The 13,702-nt window shown below is 58.7% G+C and carries 13 protein-coding genes; 8 read left to right on the top strand and 5 right to left on the bottom strand.

Going from position 1 to position 13,702, the window contains the following annotated elements; genetic code table 11:
- Positions 1–72: 72 nt before the first annotated feature.
- The 3 genes from aat (at position 73) to infA (ending at position 1,835) form a co-directional block, all read left to right on the top strand.
- A complete protein-coding gene (gene aat / locus C5F71_RS00805; protein WP_029293560.1) occupies positions 73–753 on the top strand; it encodes a leucyl/phenylalanyl-tRNA--protein transferase in 681 nt (226 codons plus the stop codon).
- Between the two features lie 55 nt (positions 754–808).
- A complete protein-coding gene (locus C5F71_RS00810) occupies positions 809–1,516 on the top strand; it encodes an arginyltransferase (protein WP_029293558.1) in 708 nt (235 codons plus the stop codon).
- 100 nt (positions 1,517–1,616) lie between these two features.
- Positions 1,617–1,835, top strand: coding sequence for a translation initiation factor IF-1 (gene infA, locus C5F71_RS00815; RefSeq protein WP_002553999.1), 219 nt, complete (start codon positions 1,617–1,619; stop codon positions 1,833–1,835).
- Positions 1,836–2,021: 186 nt separating this feature from the next.
- Here the strand turns inward: infA and clpA are convergent, their stop codons facing one another.
- Both clpA and clpS read right to left on the bottom strand, forming a co-directional pair.
- Positions 2,022–4,292 carry an ATP-dependent Clp protease ATP-binding subunit ClpA gene (clpA, locus tag C5F71_RS00820; RefSeq protein WP_070995983.1) on the bottom strand — a complete coding sequence of 757 codons (2,271 nt, stop codon included), beginning with the start codon at positions 4,290–4,292 and terminating at the stop codon, positions 2,022–2,024.
- A gap of 29 nt (positions 4,293–4,321) precedes the next feature.
- Entirely contained in the window at positions 4,322–4,690 is a 369-nt protein-coding gene (gene clpS, locus C5F71_RS00825; protein ID WP_029293391.1) for an ATP-dependent Clp protease adapter ClpS, read from the bottom strand.
- 224 nt (positions 4,691–4,914) lie between these two features.
- On the opposite strand from clpS, the gene cspD reads away from it, so the two are divergent.
- Entirely contained in the window at positions 4,915–5,202 is a 288-nt protein-coding gene (cspD, locus tag C5F71_RS00830) for a cold shock domain-containing protein CspD (RefSeq protein WP_032866679.1), read from the top strand.
- A gap of 82 nt (positions 5,203–5,284) precedes the next feature.
- On the opposite strand, the gene icd is transcribed toward cspD, so the two are convergent.
- Positions 5,285–6,541, bottom strand: a complete 1,257-nt coding sequence (gene icd / locus C5F71_RS00835) for an NADP-dependent isocitrate dehydrogenase (RefSeq protein ID WP_029293387.1) — start codon at positions 6,539–6,541, stop codon at positions 5,285–5,287.
- Positions 6,542–7,036: 495 nt separating this feature from the next.
- Between icd and C5F71_RS00840 the strand changes: the two genes are divergently transcribed.
- The gene (locus tag C5F71_RS00840) at positions 7,037–9,262 is read left to right on the top strand and encodes an NADP-dependent isocitrate dehydrogenase (RefSeq protein ID WP_092239097.1); all 2,226 of its coding nucleotides are present in this window, start codon (positions 7,037–7,039) and stop codon (positions 9,260–9,262) included.
- 52 nt (positions 9,263–9,314) lie between these two features.
- On the opposite strand, the gene C5F71_RS00845 is transcribed toward C5F71_RS00840, so the two are convergent.
- Together C5F71_RS00845 and C5F71_RS00850 are read right to left on the bottom strand one after the other, a co-directional pair.
- Positions 9,315–10,169, bottom strand: coding sequence for a LysR family transcriptional regulator (locus C5F71_RS00845; protein WP_158682844.1), 855 nt, complete (start codon positions 10,167–10,169; stop codon positions 9,315–9,317).
- A gap of 107 nt (positions 10,170–10,276) precedes the next feature.
- Positions 10,277–11,227, bottom strand: a complete 951-nt coding sequence (locus tag C5F71_RS00850; RefSeq protein ID WP_218274772.1) for a DMT family transporter — start codon at positions 11,225–11,227, stop codon at positions 10,277–10,279.
- Positions 11,228–11,442: 215 nt separating this feature from the next.
- Here C5F71_RS00850 and C5F71_RS00855 point away from each other — a divergent pair, with 215 nt between their 5' ends.
- The 3 genes from C5F71_RS00855 to hflD are packed head-to-tail and all read left to right on the top strand — an operon-like array spanning position 11,443 to position 13,693.
- Entirely contained in the window at positions 11,443–11,889 is a 447-nt protein-coding gene (locus tag C5F71_RS00855; RefSeq protein ID WP_029293378.1) for an NUDIX hydrolase, read from the top strand.
- A gap of 59 nt (positions 11,890–11,948) precedes the next feature.
- Complete coding sequence (gene mnmA / locus C5F71_RS00860) at positions 11,949–13,073, top strand: tRNA 2-thiouridine(34) synthase MnmA (protein ID WP_090291412.1); 1,125 nt, start codon at positions 11,949–11,951, stop codon at positions 13,071–13,073.
- Positions 13,070–13,693, top strand: coding sequence for a high frequency lysogenization protein HflD (gene hflD / locus C5F71_RS00865; protein WP_005789104.1), 624 nt, complete (start codon positions 13,070–13,072; stop codon positions 13,691–13,693). Before mnmA ends, hflD begins: the two co-directional genes overlap by 4 nt.
- Positions 13,694–13,702 lie beyond the last annotated feature (9 nt).

Here is a 13,702-nt window from a genome sequence, read left to right on the forward strand (position 1 = left end):
CGACAATAATCACTGCCTACGCGGCGGGCCTTGGCCTGTCACCGCCCTCCCCTTCCGTAAGCCTGACTACCCATGCTCACCTGGTTGCAACGCAATACCCTGACTTTCCCACCGCTGGCAAAAGCCATGCGTGAACCCAACGGCCTACTCGCCGCCGGTGGCGACCTGTCCGCCGACCGCCTGGTCCAGGCCTATCGCCATGGCTGCTTCCCCTGGTTCTCGGAAGGCCAGCCCATCCTGTGGTGGTCGCCCGACCCGCGCACGGTATTGTTCCCCGCAGAACTGCACGTATCCCGCAGCCTCGCCAAGCTGCTGCGTCAGCAACGCTACGAGGTGACCTTCGACCAGGACTTCGCCGCCGTCATACAGGCCTGTGCTGCACCTCGCAGCTATGCAGACGGCACCTGGATCACCGACGCCATGCAGAACGCCTACCTGCAACTGCACCAACGGGGCTATGCCCATTCTGTCGAGGTGTGGGACCAGGGCACGCTGGTTGGCGGCCTGTACGGCCTGGCCATGGGCCAGTTGTTCTTTGGCGAATCAATGTTCAGCCGCGCAGACAACGCCTCGAAATTCGGCTTTGCCACGCTCGTCAGGCAATTGCAGGCCTGGGGGTTTGTCCTGATCGACTGCCAGATGCCAACCGATCACCTGCACAGCCTCGGCGCCCGCGCCATCCCCCGCAGCGACTTTGCCGGTTACCTGCGCGACCATCTTGATCAAGCCAGCAGTGGGCCGTGGGTTTCTTAGGCGACATGCGCACACCTGGCTTACACTTATTTCAAAGCTTATCCGAGGGTTGATCATGACCGAGTTGGCGCGCTTGAAGTTTTATGCCACTCAACCCCACTCTTGCAGCTACCTGCCCGAGGAACAGGCGACGACGCTGTTCCTCGACCCCAGCCAGCCGATGGACGTGCACGTGTATGCGGATCTGTCAGAGATGGGCTTTCGGCGCAGTGGCGACCACCTGTATCGGCCGCACTGCCAGAACTGCAACGCGTGTGTGCCGGCGCGCATACCTGTGGCGCAATTTTTGGCGGACCGTAATCAAAAACGCATCCTCAAACGTAATGCCGACCTGATCGTGACCGCAGCCAAGCCCGGTTTCAGCGAGGAATATTTCGATCTTTACCAGCGCTACATCGAACAGCGCCACGCAGACGGCGACATGTTCCCACCCAGTCGCGACCAGTTTTCCACGTTTCTGGTGCGCGACCTGCCGTTCTCGCGTTTCTACGAATTCCGGCTTGAAGGAAGGCTGCTCGCGGTCGCGGTCACCGACCTGCTGCCCAATGGCTTGTCGGCGGTCTACACCTTTTACGAGCCCGCTGAAGAGCGCCGTAGCCTGGGGCGCTTCGCCATCCTGTGGCAGATCAGTGAAGCATCCAGGCAAAATCTGGAAGCGGTGTACCTCGGATACTGGATCAAAAACTGCAAAAAGATGAACTACAAGACCCAATATCGGCCCATTGAGCTGCTAATTAATCAAAGATGGGTCACGCTTAACTAGAACCCCTTGGCTTAAACACCCTTTTTCGGGCACAATGCACGCCGCTTTTGCCTGGCGCAGTTGCACCGGGCCATTCACTGGATACCGAGGGCTTTACTGCATGTCGAAAGAAGACAGCTTCGAAATGGAAGGCACTGTCGTCGACACCCTGCCCAACACCATGTTTCGTGTGGAGTTGGAAAATGGGCACGTCGTAACCGCGCATATCTCCGGCAAGATGCGCAAGAACTACATTCGTATTCTTACCGGTGACAAAGTGCGCGTCGAGCTGACGCCCTATGACTTGAGCAAAGGGCGCATCACTTACCGCGCTCGCTAAACAAGTCAATACAAGACGCCCGGTTATGCCGGGCGTTTTTGTGTGTGTGGGATTTATAGAGGTCGCAAAACAACTGTAGGAGCGAGCTTGCTCGCGAAGAACCCCAGGACAACGCACCGAATCAGGAAGCATGCGTTATCGTTGGCGATCTTCGCGAGCAAGCTCGCTCCTACAGGTTTACAGCGGTCAGGCCATTTCGGCCGTGGTCTCGAACTCGAAGGTCAGCTCGCCATCCTTCAGGTCGATATGCACCACGCCACCATGGTCGGAGAGCTCGCCAAACAGGATCTCTTCGGCCAGTGGCCGCTTGATCTTGTCCTGGATCAGACGCGCCATTGGGCGGGCACCCATTGCCGCGTCGTAGCCACCCTCGGCGATCCAGCTGCGTGCCGCTTCCGTCACTTCCAACTGCACGCGCTTGTCTTCCAACTGCGCCTGAAGCTCGGTAAGGAACTTGTCCACCACGCTCTTGATAACCTCATGACTGAGGCGACCAAACTGGATAATGGTGTCCAGGCGGTTACGGAATTCCGGCGTGAAGCTCTTCTTGATCACTTCCATGGCGTCGGAAGAGTGATCCTGATGAGTAAAGCCAATGGAAGCCCGCGCGGCCGTCTCGGCACCGGCGTTGGTGGTCATGATCACGATCACGTTGCGAAAGTCCGCCTTGCGCCCGTTGTTGTCGGTCAGGGTCCCGTGGTCCATGACCTGCAGCAGCAGGTTGAAGACTTCCGGGTGGGCCTTTTCGATTTCATCGAGCAACAGTACGCAGTGAGGCTGCTTGGTGATCGCCTCCGTCAACAGGCCGCCCTGGTCGAAGCCGACATAGCCCGGAGGCGCACCGATCAGGCGCGACACGGTGTGCCGCTCCATGTATTCGGACATGTCGAACCGCACCAGCTCAATGCCCATGGCCTTGGCCAACTGGCGTGCTGCTTCGGTCTTGCCGACGCCGGTAGGCCCGGCGAACAGGAACGAACCCACCGGTTTGTCCGGCGACTTGAGACCGGCACGGGACAGCTTGATCGCCGTCGACAGCGAATCAATCGCCGCATCCTGGCCAAACACCGTCAGCTTGAGGTCGCGCTCCAGGTTACGCAGCAGCTCCTTGTCGGAACTGGTGACGTGTTTTGGCGGAATACGCGCGATTTTCGCCACGATATCCTCGACCTGGGCCACTTCGATGCGCTTCACACGCTTCTCTACCGGCTGCAGGCGCTGGTAGGCCCCCGCTTCGTCGATCACATCGATGGCCTTGTCCGGCATGTGCCGGTCATTGATGTAGCGCGATGCCAGCTCAGCGGCCGCACGCAGTGCCTCATCACTGTATTCGATGCCGTGGTGCGCTTCGAAACGGCCTTTGAGCCCACGCAGGATACCAATGGTGTCCTCGACCGAAGGCTCGGACACGTCGACTTTCTGGAAGCGACGCGCCAGGGCACGATCTTTTTCGAAGATCCCGCGAAACTCCTGGAACGTGGTCGAGCCGATGCAGCGGATATCACCCGAAGACAGCAGCGGCTTGAGCAGGTTGGAAGCGTCCATCACCCCACCGGACGCCGCACCGGCGCCAATGATGGTGTGGATTTCATCGATAAACAGGATCGCCTGCGGACGCTTTTTCAGCTCGCCAAGCAACGCCTTGAAACGCTTTTCAAAGTCGCCACGGTACTTGGTCCCGGCGAGCAACGCCCCCAGGTCAAGGGAGTAGACAACACTGTTGGCCAGCAGGTCAGGCACCTGATTGTCCACAATACGCTTGGCCAGGCCTTCGGCAATCGCGGTCTTGCCCACGCCCGCCTCGCCCACCAGCAGCGGGTTGTTCTTGCGACGACGAGCCAGGATCTGCGCAACACGCTCGACTTCCATCTCGCGCCCAACCAGCGGATCGATCCGCCCCTGGCGCGCCAACTCGTTGAGATTGCTGGCATAGGCATCCAGCGGGTTGCTTGAAGAAGAAGACTCGCCGCCCTCGTCGTCCTGCATATCCTGCTCACCCTCGGAGTGATCGCCATGCCCTGGCACTTTCGAGATGCCATGGGCGATGTAGTTGACGACATCAATACGGGCAACGCTCTGCTGCTTGAGCAGGAACACCGCCTGGCTTTCCTGCTCGCTGAAGATGGCAACCAATACATTGGCGCCCGTCACTTCACGCTTGCCGGAGCTCTGCACGTGGAAGACAGCACGCTGCAACACCCGCTGGAAGCCCAGGGTTGGCTGGGTCTCACGGTCCTCGTCATGCACGGGGATCAGTGGCGTGGTGGAGTCAATAAACTCTTGCAGGTCATGCTTGAGTTTGTCGAGGTTGGCGCCGCACGCACGCAGAACGGTGGCGGCAGCTTCGTTATCCAAAAGTGCCAGCAGCAGGTGTTCGACGGTCATGAATTCATGACGCTTCGAACGGGCCTCCTTGAAGGCAAGATTGAGGGTGACTTCGAGCTCGCGGTTTAACATAGCTTCACCTCATACCCAAGTGGTCGGAGTTAACCGTCCTTCTCGATTTCACAGAGTAGCGGATGCTGGCTTTCCCTGGCGTACTGGTTGACCTGCATGGCCTTGGTCTCGGCGATGTCGCGGGTAAACACTCCACATACTGCCCGTCCTTCTGTGTGAACGGCCAGCATTACCTTGGTCGCCAACTCGCGGTTCAGATTAAAAAACACCTCGAGTACTTCGACGACGAAATCCATCGGCGTGTAGTCATCATTGAACAAAACCACCTTGTACATCGGCGGCGCCTGTAAAGCAGGCTTGGCCTCCTGAACAGCGATGCCTGCAGAACCGTCATCGTCTTCTAGATGATCCGGGCGATCCTGATTGAATGTTAGTCGAATCTGGCTGAATGCATGCATGGAAAGAAAGGTTCGTCTGTTGTGCATTTACAGTGATGGGGGCGACCTGTCAGAAATTCAACTCCGACCGACTGGTCACCTTGACTATCGGCAAAACGGTGTTACAACCAATAGAACCCACAGTGGGTAAAAAAGGTCCGCGCAGTCAACCTTATTTATTCGGGTTAGGACGGATAAACTGGATGATACTCCAGTGATGGAGTCTGGTGCAGAGGGATATGGGTATGTCTGGCAGCAAGATCAGTGGCAAGGTCAAATGGTTCAACAATGCCAAGGGGTACGGCTTCATTAATGAAGACGGTAAGGATGAAGACCTCTTTGCGCATTACTCGGCGATTACCATGGAGGGTTACAAAACGTTGAAAGCCGGTCAATTGGTGTCCTTTAAGATTATCCAGGGACCTAAAGGCCTGCACGCTGTCGAAATCTGCGCAGCTGCAACTGGCACCCCCCACGAAGACCACGACAACGCAGATAGATCCGCTCAGTCGAAAAAGAAACAAACGGCCTAATCAGCCACTGAGTAGATACCCTGCATAAAAAACGGCCATCCTGATCAGTCAGGATGGCCGTTTTTTTATCGCCTTCGACTTATTACATATGCGAAATCAACGCATCGCCAAAACCCGACGACGACACCAGCTTGGCGCCATCCATCAAGCGCTCGAAGTCATACGTCACGGTCTTGGCCGAGATTGCCCCATTCGTGCCCTTGATGATCAAGTCGGCAGCCTCGGTCCAGCCCATATGGCGCAACATCATTTCCGCCGACAGAATCAATGAACCCGGGTTGACCTGGTCTTTGCCGGCGTATTTGGGTGCAGTACCGTGAGTGGCTTCGAACATCGCCACGGTATCAGACAGGTTGGCGCCCGGCGCAATACCGATACCGCCCACTTCTGCCGCCAGGGCGTCAGAGAGATAGTCACCGTTGAGGTTCAGGGTGGCGATCACATCATATTCGGCCGGACGCAGCAGGATCTGCTGGAGCATGGCGTCGGCAATCGCATCCTTGACCACCACATTGCGGCCGGTGCGCGGGTTCTTCAATTGCATCCACGGCCCACCGTCGAGCAGGGTCGCGCCGAATTCTTCGGCGGCCACTTCATAGGCCCATTCCTTGAAGGCACCCTCGGTGAACTTCATGATGTTGCCTTTATGCACGATGGTCAGCGACTCACGGTCGTTATCCACTACATATTGCAGGGCCTTGCGCGCCAGGCGCTTGGTGCCCTCCTTGGAAACCGGCTTGACGCCAATCCCGCAATCCTGGTCAAAACGGATCTTGGTGACGCCCATTTCTTCCTTGAGGAACTTGATGACCTTGATGGCTTCCGGCGAGCCGGCCTTCCATTCGATGCCGGCGTAAATATCCTCGGAGTTCTCACGGAAGATGGTCATGTCCACATCGCCAGGCTTCTTGACCGGGCTTGGCACACCTTCGAACCAACGCACCGGGCGCAGGCAGACATACAGGTCCAGTTGCTGGCGCAGGGCCACGTTCAGCGAACGGATGCCACCACCGACCGGCGTGGTCAGCGGGCCCTTGATGGAAACCACGTAGTCCTTGACCGCGTCCAGGGTTTCCTGGGGCAGCCAGGTGTCCTGGTCGTAAACTTGAGTGGCCTTCTCGCCGGCATACACCTCCATCCAGGAGATTTTGCGCTTGCCGCCGTAAGCCTTGTTAACAGCTGCATCGACCACCTTGATCATCACCGGGCTGATGTCGACGCCAATACCGTCACCTTCGATGAAGGGAATGATCGGGTTGTCAGGAACATTGAGAGAATGGTCTGCGTTGACGGTGATTTTGTCGCCGACTGCCGGAACCTGAATCTTCTTGTATCCCATGCTGAACTCCGTTTGTGGATTGAACATCTGGCTGTGCCCGAGCCTACTCCAGTTGAATGTGGACTGGAACCTTGCGCCCGGTACATTTGCTGCGAAAACCGTAGATTCGGTCGCCTACAACCTTGAAACAAAAGGGAAAAACGCCAAACTTGAGCATTACGTGCGACTTTAGGCGCAATCCGGTACCTGCGACCTTTAGACCAATGGACGACCCACCTTTTGTATGAAGGCTCGGCGTAAGCATAGCGACCTATGTATAATGCCGCCGCTGACCAAAGAGTCACGACGGCCGACCGCTCTATATCGAGCACCTGCGCCCGAAAAAGCCGGGTTGCCACAGCAGCCCACCCGCTTGACGCTCGACTGATGCAACCCAACATCACCGCGAAGAAACATCGACATTCGGCTCATGGATGACTTTGAACGAACGCGCTTTACCCGGCGCATCTCGAGTTTCCGCGCACGCTTTTAGCAAAGAAGAGAGTTAATCCGAATATGCCCACCCGCTCGAAGATCATCTATACCTTCACCGACGAAGCTCCAGCCCTCGCCACCTATTCACTGCTGCCTATCGTAGAGGCCTTCACCGCTTCCGCTGATATTGAAGTGGAAACCCGCGATATCTCCCTCGCAGGGCGCATCCTCGCAAGCTTCCCCGAGCAACTGGGCACCAAGGCTGTTGCGGACCACCTCGCCGAACTGGGCGCCCTGGCCGTAACCCCCGAAGCCAATATCATCAAGCTGCCGAACATCAGCGCCTCGACCCCGCAGCTGCAAGCCGCGATCAAGGAACTGCAGGCCCAGGGCTACGCCCTGCCGGACTATCCGGAAACCGTAACCACCGACGCGGAAAAAGAAACCCGTGCACGTTACGACAAGGTCAAGGGCAGCGCCGTGAACCCGGTCCTGCGCGAAGGCAACTCTGACCGCCGCGCCCCACTGTCGGTCAAGAACTACGCCCGCAAGCACCCACACAAAATGGGCGCCTGGGCCGCTGACTCCAAGTCCCACGTGGCTCACATGAGCAACGGTGACTTCTACGGCAGCGAAAAAGCCGTGCAGATCGAAGCCGCCGATGCTGTCAAAATCGAGCTGGTCGGCAAGGATGGCAGCACCACCGTCCTGAAAGAAAAAACCTCCGCACTGGCCGGCGAGATCCTCGACAGCGCCGTGCTGAGCAAGAACGCCCTGCGTGCGTTCATTGCCGCCGAAATCGAAGACGCCAAGAAACAAGGCGTGCTGCTGTCGGTCCACCTCAAAGCCACCATGATGAAGGTCTCCGACCCGATCATGTTCGGCCAGATCGTTGCCGAGTTCTATAAAGATGCCCTGGCCAAGCACGCCACCGTGCTCGAACAGATCGGCTTCAACCTGAACAACGGCATCGGCGACCTGTACGCTCGCATCAAGGCCCTGCCTGGCGACCAGCAAGCGCAGATCGAAGCTGACATCCAGGCGGTTTACGCCGCTCGCCCATCGCTTGCGATGGTCAACTCCGACAAAGGCATCACCAACCTGCACGTGCCGAGCGACGTGATCGTCGACGCCTCGATGCCAGCCATGATCCGTGACTCCGGCAAGATGTGGGGCACCGACGGTCAATTGCACGACACCAAGGCCGTGATTCCGGATCGCTGCTACGCCACCATCTACCAGGCGGTCATTGAAGACTGCAAGGCCAATGGTGCCTTCGACCCAACCACCATGGGCAGCGTGCCAAACGTTGGCCTGATGGCGAAGAAAGCCGAAGAGTACGGCTCCCACGACAAGACTTTCCAGATCAAGGCTGACGGCGTAGTTCGCGTCACCGACAGCAAGGGCAACCTGCTGATGGAACAGTCGGTCGAAGCCGGCGATATCTTCCGCATGTGCCAGACCAAAGACGCACCGATCCAGGATTGGGTCAAACTGGCCGTCAACCGCGCCCGCGCCAGCAACACCCCGGCCATTTTCTGGCTGGACCCGCTGCGCGCCCACGACGGCGTCGTGGTCGAGAAAGTTCAGGCTTACCTGAAAGACCACAACACTGAAGGCCTGGACATCCGCATCATGTCGCCAGTCGACGCGATGAAGTTCACCCTGGAACGCACCCGCAAGGGCCTGGACACCATCTCGGTGACCGGCAACGTACTGCGCGACTACCTGACTGACCTGTTCCCGATCATGGAACTGGGCACCAGCGCCAAGATGCTGTCGATCGTACCGCTGATGAACGGCGGCGGCCTGTTCGAAACCGGCGCCGGCGGCTCGGCGCCAAAGCACGTGCAGCAACTGCTGGAAGAAAACTTCCTGCGTTGGGACTCCCTGGGCGAGTTCCTGGCCCTGGCCGCCTCCCTTGAGCATTTGGGTGTGAACTACAACAACCCGAAAGCCCTGGTACTGTCCAAGACCCTGGACCAGGCCACCGGTCAGTTCCTCGACAACAACAAGTCGCCATCGCGCAAAGTCGGCAACATCGACAACCGCGGCAGCCACTTCTACCTGGCGCTGTACTGGGCACAAGCCCTGGCCGCCCAGACTGAAGATACCGCGCTGCAGGCGCAGTTCGCTCAACTGGCAAAAACCCTGGCCGAGAACGAAGCAACCATCGTTGCCGAACTCAACGCCGTACAGGGCAAGCCAGTGGACATCGGCGGCTACTACGCGCCGAACCCAGAGCTGACCAGCAAGGCTATGCGTCCGAGCGCTACCCTCAATGCCGCGATTGCTGCATTGAAGTAAGGCTGTAGAGGCAACACCACAAACCCCGGCCATGCGCCGGGGTTTGTGTTTTTCAGCCTTTTAATGGCACACCGTACTCCGCACGCCATGCGTTCTCGATAATCGTCAGCAACTGCGATCGGTACCACGGCTGCCAACCCACCCTCTGCCTGAGTTCGACGCCAAACCTGGGCAGTTCCGGCAAAAAACCGATCGGCTCGAGTTTTTTTAGGCCCTGCCCCTGGGCAAACCAGGGCAACAGCGTTACGCCAACCCCTGCCTGGACCGCAGAACGCAACGACACCAAGTCCTCGGACTCATACACACAACGCCATCTGATACCGCTCTCCTCCAGGCGCCGGATCGCCAGACTGCGGAATAGGCAAGGTGCCTTGAACAAGGCCAGCAAAACCTCCTGGCCCTGCGCAGGCATAACCCCATGCTCACCACCCAGCCATTTCAGCGAAAGCGTATGCAAAGGTTCCCCGGCAACTTTTGGCAGTTCATCAATCATCAGGCCAATATCAATCCCACCCTCATTGAATGCTTGCGCGAGCACCAGAGAGCGCGCCACTTTGACCCCGATCCGCACCGACGGCAATTCAACGGCCAGCGCCGCAATCACGCGCTGCAAGATCTCCTCGGAGAAGTACTCGGGGATGCCGAGCATCACAGATTCCTGGGTGCGACTGACATCAAACAGCCCGCCGACCTTGTCGTTGACCTCCAGGATCTGCTGGGCATAACCAATCAGCCGCTCCCCCTCCAGGGTCAGCAGTACCTGACGGTTATCGCGAACAAAAAGCCCGACACCCAACAACTCCTCCAACCGCCGGACCTGTTGGCTGATCGCAGGCTGCGTCAGGGCTAGCGCCTCGGCGGCCCGGGTAAAACTGCCCAGTTGCGCAACCTTGAGGAAGCTGCGCAAAGACTGAATATCAAGATTGACTCTCATGGCACACCGAAGCGAGTGAGTAAATACGCCCGAGCATTAGTGCAAGGCTGCGCCCCTATCTGTCAAGAACGCCAGGCCCCCTAAGAGGTACGCGCATGATTCATCAGGTAAACGCCAACCCCCGACACTACAAAACCTGCAATTGCCAGCGCACCTGGAGCCTCACCCAGGGTCACGGAGGCCATGATCTGCGTCACCGCCGGAATGACATGGAACAGATTGGTCGCCTTACTCGCCTCCCCTCGCCGAATCATTAGGTACAGCAGGGTCAGCGCACCGACTGAGTTCATTACAGTGATCCACGCCACCGAAGCGGCGAAGGGCACCCATTGCGTCACCTGCATGGTCTCGGTGGTATAGGCCAGCAGCAACATGACCAACGATGCGGTGAGCATCTGAATGAAACAGCCCACCCACAGGTTGACGCCGCCGAGGAAACGTTTCTGATACAGCGTGCCAAGGGTGATGCCTATCAGCGCCAGCCCCACCGCGCCATAACCGCCGATTGACGCTTCTGAACCAAAAAAACTGCTGCCGACCACAATGGCCACGCCGCCCACGCCCAGGATCGAGCCTGGCAGGTCGCGCCAGCTCAATTGCTCGCCTAAACAGAAGTAGGCACCGATCACCACGAACACTGGCATCAACCCGACAATCAGCGCAGCTTGTCCAGCCGGCACACCCTGGCTTATCCCTGTGTAGAGGCCGCCAAATTGCAGGGCCTGCAAGAGCAAACCCACCGCTGCCGCGTGAAGGTAAGGTGTGAGCCGCCTAGGCCACTCGGCCTTGATGGCGAGCGCCACTCCCAGGAACACCAGGGCAGCCAAGGCAAACCGATAGAACGTCATGGTAAAGGGCTCGCCATAACGCACACCGAACGCACCGCCGATATAACCGGAGCTCCACAACAGGATGAAGGCAATAGGCAATGGCGATGTAAGGCGTACTTCGTAGCATTTGTCGGCAATCGGCTTCATGACACTCTCCAATAACGACTGTTCTGGAGAGGTAAACTGCGCCCCGGCTTGCAAGCGGTAAAATCATATAATGTGCGGCGCAGCATGCATTTTGCTTATGCACCACATGCCCACTGCAGAAACCGAATCAGAATGTGGGAGCTGGCTTGCCTGCGATAGCGGTGTGTCAGCCACTAATTCGCTTACTGACAGACTGCTATCGCAGCCAGCTCCCGCATTGATAGCAATCCTGTCCAAAAACAGCGCCATCCTTTGAATCGAGGCTTTCCATGACCTGGCAACCCCACATCACCGTCGCCACCATCGTCGAAGACAACGGTCGCTTTCTGATGGTCGAAGAGCTCAAGGGCGGCCGCGCCGTGCTCAACCAGCCCGCCGGGCACCTCGACCCGCACGAAACCCTGACCGAAGCCGCCGTGCGCGAAACCCTTGAAGAAACCGGCTGGGACGTCGAAGCCACCGGCATCGTCGGTATCTACCTATACACCGCCCCCAGCAATGGCGTGACTTACCAACGGGTCTGCTTCATTGCCAAAGCCCTGCAACACCACCCGGACTATCAGCTCGACGAAGGCATCGTGCGCGCCCGCTGGCTGACCCGTGACGAGCTGATGGCGGTACGCGACGACTGGCGCAGCGAGCTGATCATCCGCTGTATCGATGACTATTTGGCCGGCCAGTGCCACAGTCTCGACCTGATCCGGCCTTCTCTTTAGCCTTGAGGGCGCGAGCCTGCTAGAATCGCGTCCTTTTTCAAGACACCCGTTGAAATCCTATGCGTGATCCAGCCCCTTCTGACACACAAAAGAAGCGCGTCATCGTCGGCATGTCCGGCGGCGTGGATTCTTCCGTTTCCGCCGTTCTGCTCATGGAGCAGGGTTATGAGGTGGAAGGCCTGTTCATGAAGAACTGGGAAGAAGACGATGGAACGGAATACTGCACTGCCATGGACGACCTGGCCGATGCCCAGGCCGTGTGCGACAAGATTGGCATCAAGCTGCACACCGCCAACTTCGCCGCCGAGTACTGGGACAATGTGTTCGAGCACTTCCTGGCCGAATACAAGGCCGGCCGCACGCCGAACCCGGACATCCTGTGTAACCGTGAAATCAAGTTCAAGGCGTTCCTCGACTACGCCATGATCCTCGGCGCCGACCTGATTGCCACAGGCCACTACGTGCGCCGTCGCGATATCGATGGCCGTACCGAGCTGCTCAAGGGCCTGGACCCGAACAAGGACCAGAGCTACTTCCTGCACGCCGTCGGTGGTGAACAGATCGCCAAGACCCTGTTCCCGGTGGGCGAACTGGAAAAGCCCGAAGTGCGCAAGATCGCCGAGAAACACGGCCTGGCTACCGCGAAGAAGAAGGACTCTACGGGGATCTGCTTTATCGGCGAACGCCGCTTCAGCGACTTCCTCAAGCAGTACCTGCCGGCCCAGCCGGGCGAGATCAAGACCACCGAAGGCGAAGTCATCGGCCGTCACCACGGCCTGATGTACCACACCATCGGCCAGCGCCAGGGCCTGGGCATCGGCGGCCTGAAGGACGCCGGTGAAGAGCCGTGGTACGTGCTGGTCAAGGACCTGGAAAACAACGTGCTGATTGTCGGCCAGGGCAACGAGCATCCGTTGTTGTTTTCAGGTGCGCTGCTGGCCTCGGAGATCTATTGGGTCAACCCGATCGACCTGAGCACCCCGCGCCGCCTGACCGCCAAGGTGCGCTATCGCCAGAGCGACCAGCCCTGCACCCTGGAAAAGACCGCCAGCGGCTACCGCGCCACGTTCGACGACCCGCAGCGCGCGGTCACGCCTGGCCAATCCGTGGTGTTCTACGACGGTGAAATCTGCCTGGGGGGCGGCGTGATTGAAGTCGCCGAACCCTGGAGCAACCCGGCATGAGCCCGACCCAGGAGCAATTGACGGCACTGGGCGGGGTCTTCCTCGCGGCCGTGCTGGTGGACAAGATCGCCAAGACCGGCCAGGTGACCGAAGCAGGCCTGACGTGCATGCTCGGCAGCCTGTTGGTGGTGGATCCAAAGGACACCCTGGACGTGTACGGCGGCGACGACTTGAGCCTACGCGAAGGTTATCGTGCCCTGATCGGCGCCCTCGAACGCGACCCCAGCACCTTGCAGCGCGAGCCATTGCGCTACGCCCTGTCGATGCTCGGCCTGGAGCGGCAGCTGGCCAAACGCGACGACTTGCTGGAAACCATTGGCAAGCGCCTGCCGCAGATCCAGTCCCAGGTCGAGCACTTCGGCCCGGCCCACGAAAACGTGATCGCCGCCTGTGGCGCCTTGTACCAGGACACCTTGAGCACCTTGCGCCAGCGGATCCAGGTCCATGGCGACATGCGCAACCTGCAACAACCCAACAACGCCTCGAAAATCCGCGCTCTGCTTCTGGCCGGCATTCGTTCGGCGCGCTTGTGGCGCCAGTTGGGCGGTCATCGTTGGCAGTTGGTCATCAGCCGTCGCAAATTGCTCAAAGAGCTTTACCCGTTGATGCGCAACGAATAAGTCGCAGCC

This window comes from Pseudomonas sp. LG1D9 (assembly GCF_002949995.1).
GTDB classification, from domain to species: Bacteria; Pseudomonadota; Gammaproteobacteria; order Pseudomonadales; family Pseudomonadaceae; genus Aquipseudomonas; species Aquipseudomonas proteolytica.

Excerpts from the sequence above, each read along its gene's own strand:
- clpA (WP_070995983.1), bottom strand. The coding sequence starts at position 4,292 with ATGTTAAACCGCGAGCTCGAAGTCACCCTCAATCTTGCCTTCAAGGAG.
- aat (WP_029293560.1), top strand. The coding sequence starts at position 73 with ATGCTCACCTGGTTGCAACGCAATACCCTGACTTTCCCACCGCTGGCA.
- C5F71_RS00855 (WP_029293378.1), top strand. The coding sequence starts at position 11,443 with ATGACCTGGCAACCCCACATCACCGTCGCCACCATCGTCGAAGACAAC.
- C5F71_RS00840 (WP_092239097.1), top strand. The coding sequence starts at position 7,037 with ATGCCCACCCGCTCGAAGATCATCTATACCTTCACCGACGAAGCTCCA.
- infA (WP_002553999.1), top strand. The coding sequence starts at position 1,617 with ATGTCGAAAGAAGACAGCTTCGAAATGGAAGGCACTGTCGTCGACACC.
- mnmA (WP_090291412.1), top strand. The coding sequence starts at position 11,949 with ATGCGTGATCCAGCCCCTTCTGACACACAAAAGAAGCGCGTCATCGTC.
- C5F71_RS00810 (WP_029293558.1), top strand. The coding sequence starts at position 809 with ATGACCGAGTTGGCGCGCTTGAAGTTTTATGCCACTCAACCCCACTCT.
- hflD (WP_005789104.1), top strand. The coding sequence starts at position 13,070 with ATGAGCCCGACCCAGGAGCAATTGACGGCACTGGGCGGGGTCTTCCTC.
- clpS (WP_029293391.1), bottom strand. The coding sequence starts at position 4,690 with ATGCATGCATTCAGCCAGATTCGACTAACATTCAATCAGGATCGCCCG.
- icd (WP_029293387.1), bottom strand. The coding sequence starts at position 6,541 with ATGGGATACAAGAAGATTCAGGTTCCGGCAGTCGGCGACAAAATCACC.
- cspD (WP_032866679.1), top strand. The coding sequence starts at position 4,915 with ATGTCTGGCAGCAAGATCAGTGGCAAGGTCAAATGGTTCAACAATGCC.